General features: G+C 66.2%; 18 protein-coding genes. 4 read left to right on the top strand and 14 right to left on the bottom strand.

All coding sequences use genetic code 11. The annotated features are described in order from the left end of the window. Positions 1–63: 63 nt before the first annotated feature. Entirely contained in the window at positions 64–753 is a 690-nt protein-coding gene (locus ABZ004_RS34195) for a hypothetical protein (RefSeq protein WP_355685521.1), read from the top strand. Here ABZ004_RS34195 and hisN read toward each other — a convergent pair. Continuing rightward, entirely contained in the window at positions 750–1,529 is a 780-nt protein-coding gene (hisN, locus tag ABZ004_RS34190) for a histidinol-phosphatase (RefSeq protein WP_355685519.1), read from the bottom strand. The genes ABZ004_RS34195 and hisN overlap by 4 nt on opposite strands. Positions 1,530–1,668: 139 nt before the next feature. Here hisN and ABZ004_RS34185 point away from each other — a divergent pair, with 139 nt between their 5' ends. Then, positions 1,669–2,163: a DUF2231 domain-containing protein gene (locus ABZ004_RS34185; protein WP_355685517.1), complete on the top strand. Its 495-nt coding sequence runs from the start codon at positions 1,669–1,671 to the stop codon at positions 2,161–2,163. 302 nt (positions 2,164–2,465) lie between these two features. On the opposite strand, the gene ABZ004_RS34180 is transcribed toward ABZ004_RS34185, so the two are convergent. From ABZ004_RS34180 to ABZ004_RS34160, 5 genes are read right to left on the bottom strand one after another with little or no spacing between them, the layout of a single operon-like run. Beyond that, a complete protein-coding gene (locus tag ABZ004_RS34180) occupies positions 2,466–3,044 on the bottom strand; it encodes an AAA family ATPase (protein WP_355685515.1) in 579 nt (192 codons plus the stop codon). Continuing rightward, positions 3,038–3,640, bottom strand: a complete 603-nt coding sequence (locus ABZ004_RS34175; RefSeq protein ID WP_355685513.1) for a 3'-5' exonuclease — start codon at positions 3,638–3,640, stop codon at positions 3,038–3,040. Before ABZ004_RS34175 ends, ABZ004_RS34180 begins: the two co-directional genes overlap by 7 nt. Then, positions 3,637–4,815, bottom strand: coding sequence for a hypothetical protein (locus ABZ004_RS34170; RefSeq protein ID WP_355685512.1), 1,179 nt, complete (start codon positions 4,813–4,815; stop codon positions 3,637–3,639). The genes ABZ004_RS34175 and ABZ004_RS34170 overlap by 4 nt, the downstream gene beginning before the upstream one ends. Beyond that, positions 4,812–5,396 carry a nucleoside-diphosphate kinase gene (locus tag ABZ004_RS34165; protein WP_355685510.1) on the bottom strand — a complete coding sequence of 195 codons (585 nt, stop codon included), beginning with the start codon at positions 5,394–5,396 and terminating at the stop codon, positions 4,812–4,814. The genes ABZ004_RS34170 and ABZ004_RS34165 overlap by 4 nt, the downstream gene beginning before the upstream one ends. Further along, a complete protein-coding gene (locus ABZ004_RS34160) occupies positions 5,357–6,379 on the bottom strand; it encodes a thymidylate synthase (protein ID WP_355685508.1) in 1,023 nt (340 codons plus the stop codon). The genes ABZ004_RS34165 and ABZ004_RS34160 overlap by 40 nt, the downstream gene beginning before the upstream one ends. Positions 6,380–7,413: 1,034 nt before the next feature. Here ABZ004_RS34160 and ABZ004_RS34155 point away from each other — a divergent pair. Next, positions 7,414–8,499 (top strand): hypothetical protein, encoded by a 1,086-nt coding sequence (locus ABZ004_RS34155; protein WP_355685506.1) that lies wholly within the window; start codon positions 7,414–7,416, stop codon positions 8,497–8,499. Then, on the top strand, positions 8,496–9,482 hold the full coding sequence (locus tag ABZ004_RS34150) for an o-succinylbenzoate synthase (RefSeq protein ID WP_355685505.1): 987 nt from the start codon (positions 8,496–8,498) through the stop codon (positions 9,480–9,482). The genes ABZ004_RS34155 and ABZ004_RS34150 overlap by 4 nt, the downstream gene beginning before the upstream one ends. 127 nt (positions 9,483–9,609) lie before the next feature. Here ABZ004_RS34150 and rsgA read toward each other — a convergent pair whose 3' ends face one another. The 8 genes from rsgA to ABZ004_RS34110 form a co-directional block, all read right to left on the bottom strand. Continuing rightward, complete coding sequence (gene rsgA, locus ABZ004_RS34145) at positions 9,610–10,602, bottom strand: ribosome small subunit-dependent GTPase A (RefSeq protein ID WP_355685503.1); 993 nt, start codon at positions 10,600–10,602, stop codon at positions 9,610–9,612. After that, positions 10,602–11,873 carry a 3-phosphoshikimate 1-carboxyvinyltransferase gene (gene aroA, locus ABZ004_RS34140; protein WP_355685502.1) on the bottom strand — a complete coding sequence of 424 codons (1,272 nt, stop codon included), beginning with the start codon at positions 11,871–11,873 and terminating at the stop codon, positions 10,602–10,604. The genes rsgA and aroA overlap by 1 nt, the downstream gene beginning before the upstream one ends. A gap of 45 nt (positions 11,874–11,918) precedes the next feature. Beyond that, entirely contained in the window at positions 11,919–12,509 is a 591-nt protein-coding gene (locus ABZ004_RS34135) for a DoxX family protein (RefSeq protein ID WP_355685500.1), read from the bottom strand. Positions 12,510–12,579: 70 nt separating this feature from the next. Beyond that, the gene (locus ABZ004_RS34130; protein WP_355685498.1) at positions 12,580–13,305 is read right to left on the bottom strand and encodes a DsbA family oxidoreductase; all 726 of its coding nucleotides are present in this window, start codon (positions 13,303–13,305) and stop codon (positions 12,580–12,582) included. Positions 13,306–13,365: 60 nt separating this feature from the next. Further along, on the bottom strand, positions 13,366–14,142 hold the full coding sequence (locus ABZ004_RS34125; RefSeq protein ID WP_355685496.1) for an alpha/beta hydrolase: 777 nt from the start codon (positions 14,140–14,142) through the stop codon (positions 13,366–13,368). Then, on the bottom strand, positions 14,139–14,855 hold the full coding sequence (locus ABZ004_RS34120) for an alpha/beta hydrolase (protein WP_355685495.1): 717 nt from the start codon (positions 14,853–14,855) through the stop codon (positions 14,139–14,141). The genes ABZ004_RS34125 and ABZ004_RS34120 overlap by 4 nt, the downstream gene beginning before the upstream one ends. 138 nt (positions 14,856–14,993) lie before the next feature. After that, on the bottom strand, positions 14,994–17,606 hold the full coding sequence (locus ABZ004_RS34115; RefSeq protein WP_355685493.1) for an AAA family ATPase: 2,613 nt from the start codon (positions 17,604–17,606) through the stop codon (positions 14,994–14,996). An 18-nt stretch (positions 17,607–17,624) separates the two neighbouring features. After that, positions 17,625–18,881, bottom strand: a complete 1,257-nt coding sequence (locus ABZ004_RS34110) for an ArgE/DapE family deacylase (protein WP_355685491.1) — start codon at positions 18,879–18,881, stop codon at positions 17,625–17,627. Between the last annotated feature and the right edge of the window lie 32 nt (positions 18,882–18,913).

The following is an 18,913-nucleotide window of genomic DNA, read 5'->3' as shown; positions in this document are numbered from 1 at the left end:
TCAGGAGTGGCCGGAAGCTGCTATTGGTTCCCGGAAGCGGATGAGTCGGGTTTGATCGGGAGTATGGGGATTTTCTCGCGGAAGAAGCACGGGCAGGTGGCCAGGTCGGCGGACTTCGATCTCGGAGCGTTGAGGTTGCCGCGGAACGGAACGGGTGTGCCGGACATCAACGTGACGTCCGGGACGATGACCGTGGAGACCTACTACAGCTGCGACGACATGGCGCGGACGCTGGTGCCGATGACGCCTTTCCTGCTGTCGGTGCAGGGCGAGCCGACGATTCTGGTGAAGCTCGAGGGGACGTCGCCTGCGGAGGCGGTGGCGCTGGCCAGGGCGGTCGAGGCAGGCGAGTGCCTGGCGGTACCGGCGTACCGGTCCTATCCGCTGTACCCGGTGTTCATCGTGTCGTTGATGGTTTACGACGTACCTGGTGATCCGATGCGGTTCGAGGGATATCGCGATGTGGCGACTGCCGACGTACAGGACTTCGTGATGGCGCTCGGGCGCAGCGACGGGTCGGGACAGGTGCGCCTGTACGACGATGCGGCGGAACTGCTGGCGGTGGGGAGATTCGGTCTGCGGATTCCTCCGTTCCAGGCGCCAGGCTTCCCCTATCGCGCCAAGCCTGCGGAGCTGGGCCAACTGTGGGAGATCTTCGACCTGGCGGCGGGCTGGTACCACCAGGTGCCGCCGGAGCGTCGTGACTTCTCGGCAGCGGTTCGCCAGCACATCTCGACCGAACCGGTGCTCTAGGCGAGGCGGCTGAGGACTTCGTCGTGGAGGCGGCCGTTGGTGGCGACGGCGTTGGGGCCGTTGGGGCCCGGCGTACCTTCGACCGAGGTGAAGCGGCCGCCGGCCTCGTCGACGATGATCGACAGGGCCGCCATGTCGTAGAGGTTGAGCTCCGGCTCGGCGGCGATGTCGACCGCCCCTTCGGCGACGAGCATGTAGGACCAGAAGTCGCCGTACGCGCGAGTGCGCCAGCAGGAGTCCATCAGGTCGGCGAACTGCTCCTTCTTGCCGAGCTTGTCCCAGCCCTTGAGCGACGCGTAGGACAGTGACGCGTCCTCCAGGGAGGAGACGTCACTCACCCGGCACGGCTGGGCGGACATCAGAGCGCGACCGGTCCACGCGCCATCGCCGTACGAGGCCCACCAGCGCTTGCCGAGCGCGGGCGCCGAGACGACACCGACGACGACCTGGTCCTCGATCATCAGGCTGATCAGCGTGGCCCAGACCGGTACGCCGCGGATGTAGTTCTTGGTGCCGTCGATCGGGTCGACCACCCAGCGGCGCACACCCCAGCCGGTGGTGCCCTCCTCCTCGCCGACGAAGGCGTCCCGCGGCCGGGCCCGGGACAGCGTCTTGCGCATCACGTCCTCGACCTTGCGGTCGGACTCGCTCACCGGGGTGAGGTCCGGCTTGGTGGCGACGTGCAGGTCGAGCGCCTTGTAGCGGTCCATCGTGGTGGAGTCGGCGTCGTCGGCAAGAATGTGGGCGAGCCGCAAGTCGTCGGTGTGCGAGGGCATGGCGGAAGGCTAGCCTGACCACGGAGCGTGTGACCGAGGTGTCCGGCAACGTTGCGGGATGGTTGCGACGCGGATTGAACCTTCTGGGGTAGTTGAACGTGCAGTTAGTGTCAGGCTCAACCTAGCTGCAGGAGTCTTCATGTTCGAGCGCTTCGGGGACCTTCCACTCCACGTCCTGGTGATCCACGTGACCGTCCTGGTGCTGCCGGTCGGCGCCCTCACCGCGATCGTGTTCGCGCTGGTGCCGAAGTGGCGCTGGCTGCTCCGCTGGCCGACGCTGCTGCTCGGACTCGCTTCCCTGGTCTGCGCATTCGTCGCCAAGGAGAGCGGCGAGGCGTTCGTCAAGGCAGTGCCGCAGCTGGACCCGCTGGTCAAGGTGCACCAGGATCGCGGGGACCTGCTCTTCATCTTCTGCATCGTCTTCGCGGTGGTCGCCGTCGCTGCGTTCCTCCTACTCAGCGGCCCCACCGCCCTGGCAAGCGGCAAGGGCGCCAAAGAAACGAAGAGCCGCCCCCTCGAACTCCTGGTGAGCGCCGCTGTCATCGTGATCGGCGTCGCAGTCATCTACCAAACAATCCGCACCGGCGACGCCGGCGCCAAAGCAGTCTGGACCGGCCAACTCCCAGCAAAATAGCTCTTGAGGGGAAGAAGCAGAAAAACCAGAGAAAAGGCAAAAAGTTTAAAGTTATTCTAGAGAAAAGGCAGGGAAAAGAAGAAAGATAGAAGGGGAGCGGGGTGCCTGGCTGAGGCCGGCGTGCCGGTGGCGGTTGGCGCGCGAGGACAGGCATCGACCTACCACGGTAGAAGAATTGGGCGTTACACACTTCAAAGACTTCACACAGGTGGGTCGATGCGGTGTCGCTGTATCTGCGACAGAACGTCAGCGGACGCGGCCCGCAGACGCGTACGGCATCAGTCAGCCGACCGTGTCGCGGATCATGATGCAACACGGCGCTTGATGAGGGCGATCGCCTCGTCGCGGCTGTCGTCGCTGTTGGCGACCAACTGATGCGGCCAGTTGGTTCTGAAGAGCCAGTCATGGACATGGCGATCCACAAGGTGACGGTATCGGAGGTCGTGGTCGTGTGTGGTGGGCGCCGGCTCAGCTAGGTCGAGTTCGGTGGCAAGCAGGAGCTCGTAGCGCGGGGATTGACTCGCGACGAGCTGTTCGAGTCGCTGGATTGTTGTCGGCTCGCTGACCTCGCCGCGAAATTCAAGGGCCGCCGTGTAGTAGGCGAGAGCGTTGATCGGCGCGCTATCGGAGAGGATCACGTCAGAGTCAGCAATGTGGGCCAATTCCTCTGCGATACCCGTCGCAATGATCCACTCGGTCGAGGCGGCGGTATGGCGTTGCATTTTGGGGAGACCGATCGCTGCAGCGCGTTTGCCGAGTCCGTGAACGCGAGCTACCCGTAGCCCGATGGCGCGAAGTTCCATCTCGGCGCGGCGCATGAGTACCGTTTTGCCGGTGGAATGAGTTCCGGTCACTGCGATATGGACGGGCGTGGTCACCATAAGGTTTCCTCAGGTTCTGGTTCTGGCGCGCCCGGCAGGCCTGGTGGGATCGCGGCAGCGATCAGCGCTTCCCACGTCGGATAGTGCTCGGCGAGCGCGAGGAAGAGGTAGCTGGTGGCGTAGGCGTCGAAGGTGGCGCGGTGCCGTTGTGCGGGGGCCCGGGTGAGGTCGAGTTCGGCGTGGGCGATGAGCGTGTCGAGCTTGTACGACGGCAGGCCTTTCCAGGTCGCTCTGGCTAACCGCAGGGTGTCGATGACCCCTGCCGGGCGCCAGTTCGGCAGGTGCCGTGACAAGACGCCATAGTCGACGTGGGCGTTGTGGGCGCAGATCCACGATTCCCCGAGGTGCTTGGCAACGTCCGAGGCGACGGTGTCCCAGGTGGGCTCGTTGGCGAGCACGGCGTTGGTGAGGCCGTGGATCCGGGCCACGAATGGCGATACCCCGATCGGTGGACGTATGAGCCAGGCTCCGGCTGTGCTGGTATCGGGCCGGCCGTTCCGGATTGGCAGAGCGGCGACTTCGACGAGGTCGGGCGGGTTGGCTCCGTTGCCTTCCACGTCGATGACCAGCAGTTCGGGCCAGGTGCTCGTGTTCACTGTTCCTCTTTCGCCTTGCGCCAGCCGATGTCGGCTCGCCCATGGCGCCGATGATGATGAGGCTTTGCCACATCGTGGACCTGATAACCGTGGGTATGTTGGAGCCAGTACCGCGGTGGTTCGTTCAGTCCTTCGACGATGACGGCTCGGTCTGTGATGACCGGGTCGCTGGTCGCACCAAGCAGCCGGGCTTGTGAGGTCACGGTATCGAGGTCGGGCTTCTTCCAGGCATTCGCGCAGATGGCGAGTTGCGACATCGGGCAGATGTCGCAGAGTTCGCGGATGCCGTAGTGACCGTTGTAGTCGGCCTCCCCGTGGGCGTAAGTGACGGCGCAACTTGTCTTGCGGAACAGGGCTCCGTATGGCGCTTTGCTGTCGGTCGGGCGGTGAAAGCGGTCAAGGATTCGCTGTTCGGAGATCTCCGGCATGATCTTTCGCCGCGCAGTCTCGTCGTACGGCAGCGGGATGCCGTGGCCGGCGTAGTAGGCCGCGATCTCGTCGCGGAAGAACAGTCCGGTGAATACGGTGGCGTGTGCATGCTCGGACAGCTCCAGTGCGCGATCGATGTCGTCATCACTGTCGTTGAGGCCCGGAACGATCGGGCGCCAGTACAGGACAGTCCGGTACCGCTCGGCGTTGTCGTAAAGGGTGTGGAGACTGCTGGCAGCAATGCGGGAGTCGACCGGCTCGATCCGCGGGTCGCTGATTCCTGAATGTGTCACAAGTACGGTGAGCTTGATGTTGGTGAAGCTGTTCAGGATCGCGCAGTCGTCGGCGTCGACGCGCCATCGGGTGATGACAAGAACGTGGTTGGTGAGGCCGCGTTCGTCGAGCAGGCGCAGCACGTTGAACGTATGCGGCTTCACCACCGGCAGCATCGGGTCGGTGGCGCGATTGAAGATCTGGATCGGGGTGATGTGCGGCTGGAAGTAGGAGTGAGTGGTAAGCCGGTCGACCGCGGCCTGATCTGACATGAGAGCCCGTGGGGTCTTGAGTTCGAAGTTGTCGAACAGGTGCCGTACGCAGTAGCCACAGTCCAACGGGCAGCCGATGATGTGGTTCAGCGAGAGCCCGGACTTGCGATACTCAATGGTGTCCGCGAGTTCCTTTTTCAGGCCAGCGATTTGCTCAGTGGTGAGCAGCGGCAGAGTTCGCCGAGCGACGGTTGGCGTCACGATTCCTTACCTCCTAGGTCGAGCAGGGACCAGGCGTTCGCGCCGTACCAGGTGCCGAAGTCGCGGCATGCAGCCGCGGCGTCGTCAGATGCGTGGATCAGGTTGTCGATCAGTCGTCCCTGCGAACTGGCAAGGCGTAGCGAGTCCACGCCAAGATCAGCGCGGATCGTGCCTGGAACGGCCCGGCTCGGGTCGAAGTGACCGAGCAGCGAGCGCACCAGAGCGGGTGTGTCAGTGCCTTCTGGGCCATGGGCGAGCGCGACGACGACCTCTTGACCGACATAGTTGTTGCGTAGGCAGGTGACGATGTCGCGATCGGGGAACCAGTCCTTGTTCACCAACATGTCCCAGTAGTGAACAAAGATCTGCCAGTCCTCCACCGTGACCCAACGTCGGCTCAAGACCGGAACCTCATAATTGATCCGCTCCAGCACTGCATCGGTCAGGTCTCGGCGCACGCAGTCCGGCTTGACTAAGATGACGCTCCAGCGGGTCCAGTCCACGCCACCCAGCACGAACTCGCCTGGTCCAGGTGGCTGTTTCACGGCGCCGCCTCGAATGGTGCGATGCGGCGCGGCCATCGCCGCGCCATCAGCCAGCGCAATCCCGGATCGAGCGCGTTCATCAGCTCGTCGTCGACCATGTCGGCCGGGCAGTGGACGAGTTGGCGTTTCGCCTCGAACATCAGCAGGACTTGCTGCCAGTAGGGATCGAACCCCATCTCCACGATCTCGTCTGCCGGGTACTGCCGGACGTTGGTGCGCAGCGCAGCCTCGTGCCTGAGAATCTCCGCGATCGTGTCGGTCGTGGTGTCCTTCGGCATTGCCCGCACCTCAAACGCCGGACGCTGGGCACGTTCGCTGGCCTCGTGCAAGGTTCGCTGCGCGCGGGCGAAGTCGCGTTCTCCGATGTGTGCCGAGCCGATGTGGTGGGTGTAGGTGCCGACCTCCAGTCCCAGCTGTATCGCGGCGAATTCCTGGATCATGGTGAACGAGAAGACGTCGGCCACCAGCCCGCGGTCAACATCGTTGGCGCGCATGTAGCAGACCATGTGCAAGTGCCCTTCGCGCTCCAACAGGTGCAGCGCGACTACACACGAAACGTCGGAGTTGTCCTCGACCGCGAGCTCGTCACGGCCGAAGATCTGCAACACGCCACGCTTCGAGTTGGGTTCAGTCCGCAAGAGGTTGAGCACCCGGTCGAACGGACTCACTATGTCGCCGCCGAGCGGGTTGAAGATCCGCGATCCGTAGGCTGAACCGACGATCGAGACACCGTCGCGGGAATGACTCCGATTGCTGGGCGCGTAGTAGGCGATCATGTCGAGGTCATTGCGGCCGGCCAGGTACCACAGCGCTTCGGCGTAGTGGAATATCGGATTGACCCGCCTGGCCGCCAGATAGGCCAAACGGTCCCGCGGATCGGCGACCTGGAAACTCAGCCCTAGGCACTCGCGACTCTCGTTGCCCCGCGGTGCATTGCGGAACTCGAATTGATTGGTGACGTGATCAAGTACTGCCACATAGGCCTGCTCGAAGGCTGGAAAGACAACAGGACCAAGCACAACGGCCTCCTTGATAAGTGAGGATTGGGAGACGCCTCAGGCGTCCTAGGTGAGCCGGATGTGGCTTCGAGTACCAGCGCGGTTGTAGCACCGCGCCCGCGCTCCGGCCAGGCTGCCCTTTACGGGGCGCCGCACCCGCCTCACCGCTTCGGGAAACTGGCCCGCACCGCCCTCGTCCAGGCGCACCTGAAGACGACGAGAGCAGCGGAGCCGACCGAGAACCGCGCATCAGGGCCTCGGAGTGGAACGGCGAACGAGGAGCAGCCCAATCGCTGCGCGCCCGCTCGCCGGCTCTAGAGAGGAACCCGGTACGTCGCCAAGAACCGGTCAGCGACGTACCGGACCTCCGGGAAGGGACCGGCTCCGCGATGATTCTTCGCAGGTTGTCGATCGCGCCGGTCCTTGGTCAAAAGGCAAGGGGACAGTCACCAAGGTTCGGAGACTCGTGTTCAACGTGGGCTCCAATACTGAATCCACTGCAGCCGTCCTCCCTTGCCAAGTTGCCTGCGTTCGCTCTATCGAAGAGCGAAAGTGGGCGGCCGGGAAGTCCTAGCCCTTACCCAGCGTCGTCACTTGGGTACCAGGGGTCTCACTGGGGTCTCACTTGCGGCGCTAGGGTGCGGGCTGTGCAAGGGTGGGGAAGAATCAACTACCGTGGGCGATCTGTCGAACACGGAGCTGCGATCGAGATGACGAGCACGGGGAATACATCGCTTCGGTCTTTGTTGGATGACGCCGGCTTGAGCAATGCGGCCTTGAGCAGGGACGTAATCCGCCTGGGCGCCAAGGAGGGCGTCCATCTCGGGACGACGCCTACGTCTGTTCAGCGGATGTTGACTGGGGCTCAGCCGCGTTGGCCGGTTCCTCGACTAGTCGCCAAAGCCTTGACCCACCATCTTGGACGCGACGTCACAGTGAGCGAGTGCGGATTCGTCGATCAAGGCCCGATCGAGAGAGATCCATACGACGGGCTCCAGAGTGCTGATTCGATGCACGAGACAGTCCGTTCCGTTGTCTCGCTTTCGGATAGGGACATGAATCGTCGAAATTTCCTACTCGGCACCACTTTCAGTGCGGCAGCGTTCGCGGAACCAGCGCTATTCGCAATGACGGTGCCTCCTGCCCAGATCACTGAGCAGGCCCACGGTCGGCGAATCGGCCAATCCGACGTCGAGATTCTTCAAGAGCATTTCGATCATCTATGGCGCCTGGATCACCGCTATGGCTCCGGACGAGTCCGCGAGCAGGGAGTCCGGCTGCTCAACTCCGAAGCCACGAATCTTCTCAAGGGCTCCTACTCGGCAAAGGTCGGGAGTGCCCTACTGCGGGTGGTCGCCCAAACCTCATGGCTGGCCGGGTCGATGTCCGCCGACGTCGGGCGCCACGCTCTCGCACAGCGTTACTACATCCAGACTCTGAATCTCGCGCTCTCCGCGGGCGACACTCAGTACGCCGCCAACATCCTCGGATACATGAGCCGGATGACGATCCATATCGGCCACAGCGCGACAAGCGAGGTCGAGCGGATATCCAACGGTCGCCATGCAATAGCCCTGGCCCGCGCGGCACAATCTCTTGCCAACGATCGCCTAACACCCGTCCTCTCAGGACTCCTCTGTGCCATTGAGGCGCGAGGCCACGCATTGCTAGGCGACGCTCGTCAGACCCGGATGACCGTTCACAAGGCGGAGAAGGCCTTCGAGCGCTCAGTACCGGATAACGAGCCATCATGGCTCGCCTTCTACACCGAGGCAGAGTTGCTTGCTGATCTGGGCCGATGCCTGCGAGACACAGGCGAGAGCACGAACGCGGAGCGGTTGATCAACCACGCACTCGAAAGCTACGAGCCGTGGCGCGCTCGGAGCCGCTGCTTCGTCCAAACCGACCTTGCAACTACGCACCTCGTCGCCCATGACTACGATCGCGCGACCTCGATGGGATTAGACGCTGTTCGTACTGCGGCCCGGATCAGCTCCAGTCGCGCTGTCGACCGGATCCGAACGTTGCATCGCCAAGTGCAGCCGATCAAGATGAAGTCCATACATCTCGTTACTCTGGACGCCGAGATCACCGCCTACCTGGCGCACCAGCAACCAGGAAATGAGGACGCTCACGCATGACCTCCATCGATGTCGACCTCCAGAACGCAGTGGTCTACTCGATTCCCATGCGATCCAGATTCCGTGGGATCGCCGCACGCGAGGGTGTCCTTATCGAGGGATCACACGGCTGGGGAGAGTTCTGCCCGTTCGTCGAGTACGACGACATCGAGTCGATTCCCTGGCTCCAGGCAGCACTCGAACAAGCCAACACCGACTGGCCGGCTTCAGTGCGAAGCCGTATTCCAGTCAACTGCACCGTGCCAGCTGTCGAGGCTGAGAAGGCGCGGCAGATCGTCCTTGCGTCCGGATGCAACACGGCCAAAGTCAAGGTCGCCGATCATCCCGATTCGCTGAGCGAAGACATCGCTCGCGTCGAGGCAGTTCGAGATGCTCTCGGCTCCGGCGGAGCGATCCGGATTGATGCCAACTGTCTCTGGGACGTCGACACAGCAGTGCGGAACATCAAACAGATCGACGCCGCGGCCGGCGGTTTGGAGTACGTCGAGCAACCCTGCACAACTGTCGAGGAACTTGCGGCCGTTCGTCGCCAGGTCGACGTGATGATCGCCGCCGACGAGTCCATTCGGAGGGCAGACGACCCACTGAAGGTCGCACTAGCGGGCGCAGCAGACATTGCGATCATCAAGCCTGGACCCTTGGGCGGCGTGCGACGCTCCCTCGAGGTCGCTGAGGCGGCCGGCCTGCCATGCGTCGTCACGTCAACGCTCGGTACCAGCGTTGACGTGGCCGCCGGCGTGGCGCTTGCATCGTCCCTACCCGAAATGGACTACGCCTGTGGACTCCACACTCTCGCCCTGCTTACAGGCGACGTAGTCGAGGAGGCAACCTCCCTCCGTCCGTCGAATGGATTCATCGAGGTACCTACAACGAAGCCCGTTCCAGCCCCGCGCCTCCTGGAAGAGTTCCGGCAGAACGATTCTGCACGGACCAAATGGTGGCTGGATCGACTCCGTCGCGTCTCCGACGCGACGCGCGTCTGAATGGCCCGCAGCCAGCCGGCGCCCGCCAGGAACCCTTCTACTCTTTATTGGGGTTATTCAGAGCTTCTGAATAACCCTCGCTATTTCTTGTCTTTTCTGTTGTTCTATTCCCTTAGAGCTGTCCGTACTACGAAGTCTCGACGTCTCGGCCTTCTCGGCTGGCTAGGAGTCTTCGGAAGGAGGCGACGCGTTCGGGGTCTACCCGGGCTTCGGTGACGGCTTCGTCCAGGGCGCAGTTCGGTTCGGACTCGGAGTGGGTGCAGCCGCGGGGGCAGTCTCTGGTTTCGGCTGCGAGGTCGGGGAACGCGTTGATCAGCTGGTCCGGCTGGACGTGCGCCAGGCCGAAGGACCGGATGCCGGGGGTGTCGACGATCCAGCCGCCTTCGGGCAGCCGGAGGAGCAGGGCGCTGACCGAGGTGTGGCGGCCGCGGCCGGTGTTGTCGTTGACCACGCCGATCGCCCGGTTGGTTCCCGGCACGAGCCCGTTCACCAGCGTCGACTTGCCGACGCCGGAGTGTCCGACCAGCACACTCGTCCGGTCGAGGAGCTGTTCGCGGAGCTCGCTGTAGTCCCCGTCGCGCTGGGTGGCGACCGACTCGACGCCGAGCGGCCGGTAGATCGACAGCAGGTGATCCGGGTCCGCGAGATCGGTCTTCGTCAGGCAGAGCAGCGGTCGCATGCCGGCGTCGTAGGCCGCGACGAGGAACCGGTCGATCAGCCTGGTCCGCGGCTCCGGGTTCGCCACCGAGACCACGATCACCAGCTGATCCGCGTTCGCCACCAGCGGGCGCTCGACCGGGTCGTCGTCGTCCGCGCTGCGTCGCAGCAGGGTCTGGCGGGGGAGCACCTCGACGATCCGGGCCAGCGTGCCCTCGTCGCCGCTGGCGTCGCCGTCGAGCTTCACCAGGTCGCCGACGATCACGCCCTTGCGGCCGAGCTGGCGCGCCTTCATCGCCGTCACGACCCGGTCGCTCTCACCGACCCAGCAGGTGTACCGGCCCCGGTCGCGGGTGATCACGAAGCCGGTGACGGCGTCGTCGTACGCCGGGCGGTCCTTCGTCCTCGGCCTGGTCCGGCGCTTCGGCCGGTCGTACTTGGCTTCCTCGTCGTACCGCGACATCAGCTCACCAGCGCCGACCAGAGATCCGGGAACTCGGGCATCGTCTTGGCCGTGGTACCGATGTTCTCGATCGCCACGCCGTCGACGGCGAGCCCGACCACCGCGGCCGCATGCGCCATCCGATGATCGTGGTAAGTGCCGAAAAGCCCACCGTGCAAGGGTTTCGGCCGGATCTCCAGCCCGTCGGCGGTTTGGTTGACGTCGCCGCCGAGCGCGTTGAACTCGGTCTCCAGTGCCGCCAGCCGGTCCGTCTCGTGGTTGCGCAGGTGGGCGATCCCCCGCAGGTACGACGGTCCGTCGGCGAGCACCGCGATGGCCGCGAGCACCGGCGTGAGCTCGCCGACCTCGCTCAGGTCGAGGTCGACACCGGCGATCCGGCCGGTCCCGCGCACCGTCAGGCCGTCCGCGCCGAGCGACACCTCGGCACCGAAGCGGGAGAAGATCTCCGGCAGTTGCCCACCCGGTTGCGTGGTTGAGACAGGCCACCCGGTCACGGTCACCGATCCACCGGTGACGACGGCAGCGGCCAGGAACGGCGCCGCGTTCGACAGGTCCGGCTCGATCGCCGTGTCCAGTGCCCGAATGGGGCCGGGGGCAACGACCCAACGGTTCGGTTCGCTGTCGTCGACCTGGACGCCGCGTTCGCGCAGCATCGCGACCGACATGTCGAGGTGCGGCTGGGACGGGACGGGTTTGCCGTCGTGGCGCAGATCCACGCCCTCGTCGTACCGGGCGCCGGCGAGCAGCAACGCGGAGACGAACTGGCTGGAGCCGGAGGCATCCAGCGTCACCTTGCCGCCGCGCACCGAGCCCGACCCGTTGACGGCGTACGGCATCCGTCCGGTGCCTTGGTCGTCGATCTGTACGCCGAGGGTGCGCAATGCGCCGAGGATGACGTCCATCGGGCGCTCGCGGGCGTAGAGGTCACCGTCGAAGGAGACGACGCCGTCGGCCAGCGCGGCCACCGGTGGCACGAACCGCATCACGGTGCCGGCCAGGCCGCAGTCGACCGAGGCGGGCCCTTTCAGCGAGCCTGGTGTCACCGTGACGAGGCCATCGCGCTCGCTGATGCCGACGCCGAGGGCTACCAGGGCGGAGCGCATCAGCGAGGTGTCGCGGGCAGCCAGCAGTCCGGAGAGCGTCGACGGGCCGTCAGAGATCGCAGCGAGGATCAGAGCCCGATTGCTGATCGACTTCGACCCAGGCACGGTGACCTGTCCGTTGACCGCTCCGTGCGGGCGCGGCGCCGGCCACCCCTCGGTGTTCCCCATCTGACTCCTTAGGCTCAGGTATTAGCACCCTGAGCCTATCGTCAGTCAGCCGAAGGGGAGTTCGGCTTTGGCTGCGTGGGCGGCCAGGTTGGCCTCGCGACGGGCAGTGCGGGCGAACTGCTTGGTCTCGCGCTTGGCGAGCCTGCCCGCGCGCTTCGTCTCCCGCTTGGCCGCCTTCGCGCCGTGCGAGGCCCGCCAGGCGACGCCCGGCTTGCCCTCGGTGTCGACGGCGGCGAGCAGCAGCCCACCCATCAGCCCCAGGTTCTTCATGAACTGGATCTTCTGGGCACCCTTGGCGGTCTTGTCGGTCTCCTGCCAGAAGCTGTGCCCGGCGAGCGTCGTCGGCACCAGCGACGCGGCGAGCACCACGGCACCCAGCCGCCGGCCCCGGCCGGTCGCCAGCGCGAGGCCGCCCAGCACCTGGGCCGCACCGTTCAGCCGGATGAGGTTCTCCGTGCTGTCCGGGAGCCGGTCGCCGATCTGGGCCGGTGTGGCCCGCTTGATCAGCGGCACGAAGCGATCGGTCACCGGCTGCGCCTTCGCCACGAACGGCTCGGGAGAGCGGACCGACTTCGCGCCCTGCACGATGAAGATGGTCGACAGCAACGGCCTGGCCAGCGCACGCACGACAGTCATGGCTCCTTCTTACCTCGTCCGGCAACCTGAACGGCACACCAGGGTGTCCCGGTGTGTCTTGTACCCACTCTTAAATCGGGCAGCCGTCCGGTCCGCACGCCTCCGCGTCGGCCCCACCGGGAGCCGTGATCAGCGTCACCGGCTGCCGGTCCGCCCGGGCGCGCCGGAGCCCCTCGCGGAACACCTCGACCGGCTGTGCCCCGCTCACGCCGTACTTCTGGTCGATCACGAAGAACGGCACGCCGTTGGCGCCGTAGGCGAGCGCCTGGGCCTGATCGGCTTCAACATCATCCGCGTACGCCGTACCGGCAAGCACTTCGGACACCCGTACTCCGGGGAGGCCGACCTCGACGGCGAGGCGGGTCAGCGTCGCGTGGTCGCCCATCGGCAGCCCCTCGGTGAAGTAGCCGCGCAGGTACCGCTCCTTGAGCCGGCCCTGCGTGTCGGCCGGGACCTCGCCGGCCTCGGCCAGTTCGCGGGCCAGGTGCAGCACCCGGTGTGCGTCGACAGTGTTCACCGCCTTCGCCTGGTCCAGGTGGAACTCGATTCCGGCCTCGGCGGCGACGCCGGTCACGTGGGCGTTCGCCTTCAGCCCGAACTCCCGGCCACCGCCGTACTTGGCACCCAGCCGGGTCGGCAGATCACGCTCGTCGTCGTTACGCGACGACGGGTCGAGCTGGAAACTGTGCCAGACGATCTCCGCCTGCTCGCCGGACTCGGCCAGGGCCTCTTCGAGCCGCCGCTTCCCGATGTAGCACCACGGACAGACGACGTCGGACCACACATCAATACGCATGACCAATGCCAACTGGCCGCTCCGGGGAGGTATTCCCCGGAGCGGCCAGTTCCGCCCGACTTAGCGCGCTGCCTTCTCGATCAGCTTGGTGACGGTGCCCGGCTCGGAGAGCGCCACCAGGTGGGAGGCTCCCTTCACCTTGACGATGTGGGCTCCGGCACGCTCGGCCATGAACTGCTCGGCGGCCGGCGCGATCGCCTTGTCACCGGTCGGGATCAGCGCGTACTTCGGCAGGTCGGCCGGCGCCGACTTCAGGACCGTCTCACCGAAGACCGAGGCCGCGACCGGACGCTGCGAGGCACCCAGGACGGCGGACTGCCGGTTGGAGAGGTCCGCGTCGAAGACCGCGTGGAACGACTCCGGCTTGACCACCAGGTCGGCGCCACCGGCGTACGGGATGACGTTCGTGGTGTCCGGACCGAGCTCGCTGCCCGGGAACTGGGCGTTGAGAGCGCCGATCGTCTCACCGGCCTGCGGGATGAAGGCCGCGACGTACACGAGCGACTTCACCCCGGCCGTCCCGGCAAGTTCGGTGATGACCGCGCCGCCGTACGAGTGACCGACGAGCACCTTGGGACCGGGGATGCCGGCCAGGACGCCGGTCAGATATTCGGTGTCGCTGGCGACGCCGCGCAGCGGGTTGGCCGGTACGACGACCTTGTACCCGTCCCGCTGGAGCCGCTCGGTGACCTCGGCCCAGCTGGCGCCGTCGGCGAAGGCGCCGTGCACGAGCACGATGGTCGGCTTCGGGTCGTTGTCATGGGCAACGGCTGCGGTGGTGGCACCGGTGGCGAGCAAGGCCGCGCCGGCGGCGACGGCGAGGAGACGGCGGATCATGACTGAACTCCTTCTACTGCGGTGGCGATGAAGGCCGCGACGGCCTGGGGCTGGGAGACGGCGACGGCGTGCGAACCGTCGACCTCGATCGTGGTCGAGTTGCTGCGGGCGGCCATCTTGCGCTGGCCGTCGGGGTGGATCGCCTCGTCGCCGGTGGCGACCAGGGTGTAGGACGGCAGCCGCTTCCAGCTGGCCGGGCCGGCCTTCTCCTCGAACGCGGCAGCGGCGATCGGGCGCTGGGTGCGGGCACCGATCTCGTTGCCTTCGACATCGGCGGCGAACAGCTTCGGGTAGGCGTCGAGGGCGATGCTGAGCCACGGCTCCTCGCCACCGTCACCGGTCGGCAGCATGTGCGGGACCAGGCCGGAAGCGAAGTCGTTGGCCGGGAAGGAGCCGAGCAGGTCCTGCAGGCTCTCGCCCTCGTCCGGCGAGAAGGCGGCGACGAAGACCAGCCCGACCACGTTGTCGGCCTGGTTCGCGGCCGTGGTGATCACCGCGCCGCCGTAGGAGTGGCCGACCAGGACGACCGGGCCGTCGATCTCGCGGACCTGGGCGGCGATCCGGCTGCCGTCGAGCCCGGGGCCGCGCAGCTCGTTGGCCAGGGCGAGGGCCGAGATGCCCCGGCTCTTGAGTTCGCTGACCACGCCGGCCCAGCTGGTCGCATCGGCGAAGGCGCCGTGCACCAGGACGACGGTGGGGGTGTTCTCGGTCATTGTCTGTTCCTCGATCTCGTGTGCGGGGGTTTCTCGGTGGCATAAGAAAACCCCGGAACCAGGAGTCGGCGGATCGACCGAACAGCGGAACTCGTCAGGCGCCCTGGCGAGTCAGGGACCGGCAGGTGCACCCGAATCTCATGCGTTTGGGGGAGAGGCGAACCGTTCGAGCACCAAGCGGGTGAGCTGGACCCGCGAATTGACCCCCAGCTTGCCGAATGCGGACCGGAGATGAGTCCCGACCGTACTGGCCGACAGCACCAGCTCGTCAGCCGCCGACCGGTTGGTGTGCCCCTCTGCGACCAGCAGTGCGACCCGGCGCTCCATGGGGGTCAGCGCCTCCCACCCGGTATCAGGCCGGTGCTGTACCGCCGCCCAGCGCCGCCTGCGTACGCCGGCCGCCTGGAGCACCGCCTGGACCCTCGCAGCCGGACTAGTCGCTCCCTGTGCGGTGTATGAGTCCAGTGCCCGCTCCAGCGTCGCCACCCCGGTACTACGCTCGCCGTGCTCCAGCTCAGCCTTGCCGTAGAGCTCCTCGGCCCTTGCCAGCAGCAACGGCCTGTTGATCTCCCGCAAGACCTCGACCGCCTTCGTCAGCCCGTCCCGGTCGCCCTGGTTGTAGGCGGCAACCAGCTGAGCCGCGCCGCGGAAGCCCGCAGCCGGAGTCGCCTCGGCCTGTTCGGCGAGAAGCTCGTGGGCCGGCTCGGCACTGGCCGGATCTGTGACTGCCGCATGGACCAGTAGTTCCGTGCGCTCAGGAAAGTCCAGCGGTACTACGAGGAGCCGGGCAGCCGCGCTCGTATCGCCGTCCGCGATCGCCAGCAGCGCCCTGATCCCGTCGTCGGAGCCGCCCTGCTCACGGGCATCCGAGAGCTGGCCTCTGTACAGCGCTGCGAGTGCGAGAACCTGACGGGCAACCGCCTCGGCAGCACTGTCACGGAACTGGATGGCCCAACGGAGCGCGGTCATGGCCGCATCGGTGGCGTCGAGCAGGTGACCTGCGGCCAAGTGGAGCCGCGCTCGGAGTACGGATGCGCGTGGGGCGAGCCACGGTTCGCCATCGGTCAGTACTTCGTCCAGGCGCTTGAGTGCGCCGTCGAGATCGTCGAGCTGGGCCCGGCAGAACAGCTCGACCAGCTCGATGCGGAAGAACGGCGGGCTGCCGACCTCGGCAGTCTGCGTCACCCGCGCTTGGGCGTAGTGGTCGCGGGCGACGCCGTAGCGACCGTCGGCTTGTGCGTTCACGCCTGCGGCCAGCAGCTGTACTGCGCGAGCCACCGGATCCTCTGTCTGGAAGGGATGCTCCACACCAGCCAGGACTCGATACGCCGCCAGCCGCTCGGTCAGGTGAGTCGCAGCGCCTTCGATAGCGAGCTCCGCTGGGTCCAGCTGAGCAGTAGCCCACTGCTGAGGGGCTAGCCGCAGTCGGACCGAGGCCTTGAGATCAGGTGTCACCGGGCCGCGCAGGAGCACGCTCCCGCTCAGCAGGTCGTCCGCAAAAGCCTTGGCGTCGTCGTACCGGCCGCCTGCCAGCAGGACGGCGACAACGTCCTCACCGACCTCGCTGCGTAGCGGATGGTCGACAGGAGTGAGCTCGAACGTCTGCTGGATCACCTTGATCGCAGTGATCGACATGGTGGCCAGTAGCTCTTGCGCGGCAGCCCGAAGCGTTTGAATCGCCTCCACATCGCCAGGTGCTGCTGTGGCGAGCAGATGTGGTGCGGCTGCGGCCGCCCCTCGACCGGTGGCCAGTAGCAGGTTGGCGATTGCCCGATGCAGTGCCCGCTGAGCAGAAGGCGGCACATCAGCCAGTACTGCGGCCCGCAGCAACTCGTGCCGGAAGACGAGCGTGGCGCCGCCGTCGGTGAGCAGGCCAGCCCGGATCGCCTCGTCGAGAGCACCGGCCAGCTTGGCGATCGGCTCCTTCATCAGGTCGGCAACGTCCTCCAGCCGGAACTCACTGCCGAAGACAGCCGCAGTACGCAACAGGTCGCGGCACAACTCCGAAGTACTGGCTGTTCTGCGCCGGACGCCTTCGACAAGGCCGTCCGGAAGCGCGTCGTCGTACAGGCCGGCAATGAGCTGCTCGGCGAGGAACGGAACGCCCTGTACTCCGCTCAGGCGCACCGACAGGCTCGGGTCGACCGGGGCATTCAGCCGGTCGGCTGCTAGTTGCAGGACCGCTTCGGTGCTGAGCGGAGCGAGCTGGATGACATGCACGGGGAGCTGGTCGCGTACTGCGTCGACTAGCTGGTCAGTCATGCCACCTGGGGTGGGCCTGGTCGCCAGCAACCACATCACGTTGCACTCGGAGAGGCGGGCGATGACAACGCGCAGTACGAAACTGGTGAGAGGGTCGGCCCATTGGGCGTCGTCCAGGACTACTAGAGCGGTGACGCCGTCCAGGCGGCGGTTGATGAGGTCAGCTAGTCGCTCTGCCAGCCACAGGGGCTGGCCGTTGAGAGCAGCGAGCTCCAGGAAGTGCTCTGTGCTGATCAGCGGCTCTGGGCCGACACGCAACGCTGGGGCGAGGGATGCGAGCGGGCTGATGTCGTCTGTCTGGTGCGCGGCCGCAGTAGCGACCAGTACGCCTTGCCGCTCCGCCTGCTCGACCGCTGCCCGAAGCAGGGCTGACTTGCCGATGCCTGGCTCGCCTGTGACGACGGTGAGCGACGCCTTGCCGGTCTGGGCGGTCCGCAACGCATCGAGCAAACGCCCAAGCTCGGTCGAGCGCCCACGCAGCGGGTCCATGGGAGCTGTTCTATCAGGTCAGGCGCAACGCCGGAGAGCAAGCAGAGCGTAGGCGCGGGCGCAGTGCAGTACCTCGGCCAGCGGGACGTGTTCATCCACAGCGTGGGCAAAACGCACATCACCTGGGCCGTACTGCAGCGTCGGGATGCCTGCCGCGGCGTACTGCCTGAGGTCTGACCCGTAGGGACCGCCTATGACGTCTGGAGTCTGGGCTCCGGCATCGACGGCTGCCCGGAGGATGTCGTCCAGCAGCGGGTCGCCTTCAGGGAGCAGGCCGGAGGCGAAGATCCCACCCGGCCAGGTGACCTTGACCGGGTGATCGCGGAGCCACTCGTCCTTGCCGCACGCGTCCGCGACGGCTTGCTCGAAGGCTTCGCGCGCTTCGGCGACAGGCTCGCCCAGCCGTACGCCGTACCGGCCTTCCGCGGTGAGCAGGTCGGGCACCGTGCTGGCCCAGTCTCCGGCCTGGAGGGTGCCGACCGAGAGTGGGTTCGCCAGATCGAGGTGCTTGAGGAGTGGATGCGGGTCGAGGTTGCGCTCGGCCTCGAGCGCCTGCAGGGCGTGGTGGATCGGCTCGAACTTCTCGATCGCGCTGACGCCGCGGGTCCTCGTCGAGCCGTGCGTGGCGAGGCCGGTGAGTTCGAGCCGGAAGGTCAGCGAGCCTGCGTTCGCCGGGATCACGCCGCCGGCGGTCGGCTCGGCGATCAGGCAGGCCTCGCCGGTGTGACCGCGCCGCAGTGTCGCGAAGGCGCCGACGCCGCCGTCCTCCTCACCGACCACGGTGTGCACGGCCAGCGGTTTCCGCAGACTGACCCCGGCCGTGGCGATCGCGGCGACGGCGCCGATGATCGCTGCCAGGCCGGCCTTCATGTCGCAGGTCCCGCGGCCCCACATGATCCCGTCGGCGATCCGCGCCGAGAACGGATCGCCGTCCGGCCAGAGGTCCGGATCACCGGTCGGCACCACATCCGTGTGGCCGTTCAGGATCAGCCCAGGCGTCGCGTCACCGCCCAGCGTGGCCACACAGCCCCAGGCCTCGGTCCGCTCGACCTCCATGCCGGGAAAATCTGGCTCCGCAGTGATGGCAGGCAGATCGATCTCCCAGTGGTCGACGGTCAGCCCGAGACCGCGCAGCCGGTCCGCACACCAGGCCTGGACGTCGACCTCGGGTGCGGTCCCGTCCACGCTCGGAATCCGCACCAGTTCCTGCAGGTCGTCGAGGATCCGCTGGTCGTCGACCGCTGACAGGACGGCTTGCTCGAGCTCAGAGGGCACTGCTGAACCCTACTCGCGCCCTCCCCGCCTTC

Source organism: Kribbella sp. NPDC006257 (assembly GCF_040613535.1).
In the GTDB taxonomy this organism is placed as follows: Bacteria; Actinomycetota; Actinomycetes; order Propionibacteriales; family Kribbellaceae; genus Kribbella.
Note: the sequence above shows the minus strand (reverse complement) of the source record. Positions and strands in the feature narration are given on the sequence as shown.

Coding starts and splice junctions, on each gene's coding strand:
- ABZ004_RS34195 (WP_355685521.1), top strand. CDS start 64: ATGGGGATTTTCTCGCGGAAGAAGCACGGGCAGGTGGCCAGGTCGGCG.
- hisN (WP_355685519.1), bottom strand. CDS start 1,529: ATGCCCTCGCACACCGACGACTTGCGGCTCGCCCACATTCTTGCCGAC.
- ABZ004_RS34185 (WP_355685517.1), top strand. CDS start 1,669: ATGTTCGAGCGCTTCGGGGACCTTCCACTCCACGTCCTGGTGATCCAC.
- ABZ004_RS34180 (WP_355685515.1), bottom strand. CDS start 3,044: ATGGTGACCACGCCCGTCCATATCGCAGTGACCGGAACTCATTCCACC.
- ABZ004_RS34165 (WP_355685510.1), bottom strand. CDS start 5,396: ATGGCCGCGCCGCATCGCACCATTCGAGGCGGCGCCGTGAAACAGCCA.
- ABZ004_RS34155 (WP_355685506.1), top strand. CDS start 7,414: ATGAATCGTCGAAATTTCCTACTCGGCACCACTTTCAGTGCGGCAGCG.
- ABZ004_RS34150 (WP_355685505.1), top strand. CDS start 8,496: ATGACCTCCATCGATGTCGACCTCCAGAACGCAGTGGTCTACTCGATT.
- rsgA (WP_355685503.1), bottom strand. CDS start 10,602: ATGTCGCGGTACGACGAGGAAGCCAAGTACGACCGGCCGAAGCGCCGG.
- aroA (WP_355685502.1), bottom strand. CDS start 11,873: ATGGGGAACACCGAGGGGTGGCCGGCGCCGCGCCCGCACGGAGCGGTC.
- ABZ004_RS34135 (WP_355685500.1), bottom strand. CDS start 12,509: ATGACTGTCGTGCGTGCGCTGGCCAGGCCGTTGCTGTCGACCATCTTC.
- ABZ004_RS34130 (WP_355685498.1), bottom strand. CDS start 13,305: ATGCGTATTGATGTGTGGTCCGACGTCGTCTGTCCGTGGTGCTACATC.
- ABZ004_RS34125 (WP_355685496.1), bottom strand. CDS start 14,142: ATGATCCGCCGTCTCCTCGCCGTCGCCGCCGGCGCGGCCTTGCTCGCC.
- ABZ004_RS34120 (WP_355685495.1), bottom strand. CDS start 14,855: ATGACCGAGAACACCCCCACCGTCGTCCTGGTGCACGGCGCCTTCGCC.
- ABZ004_RS34115 (WP_355685493.1), bottom strand. CDS start 17,606: ATGGACCCGCTGCGTGGGCGCTCGACCGAGCTTGGGCGTTTGCTCGAT.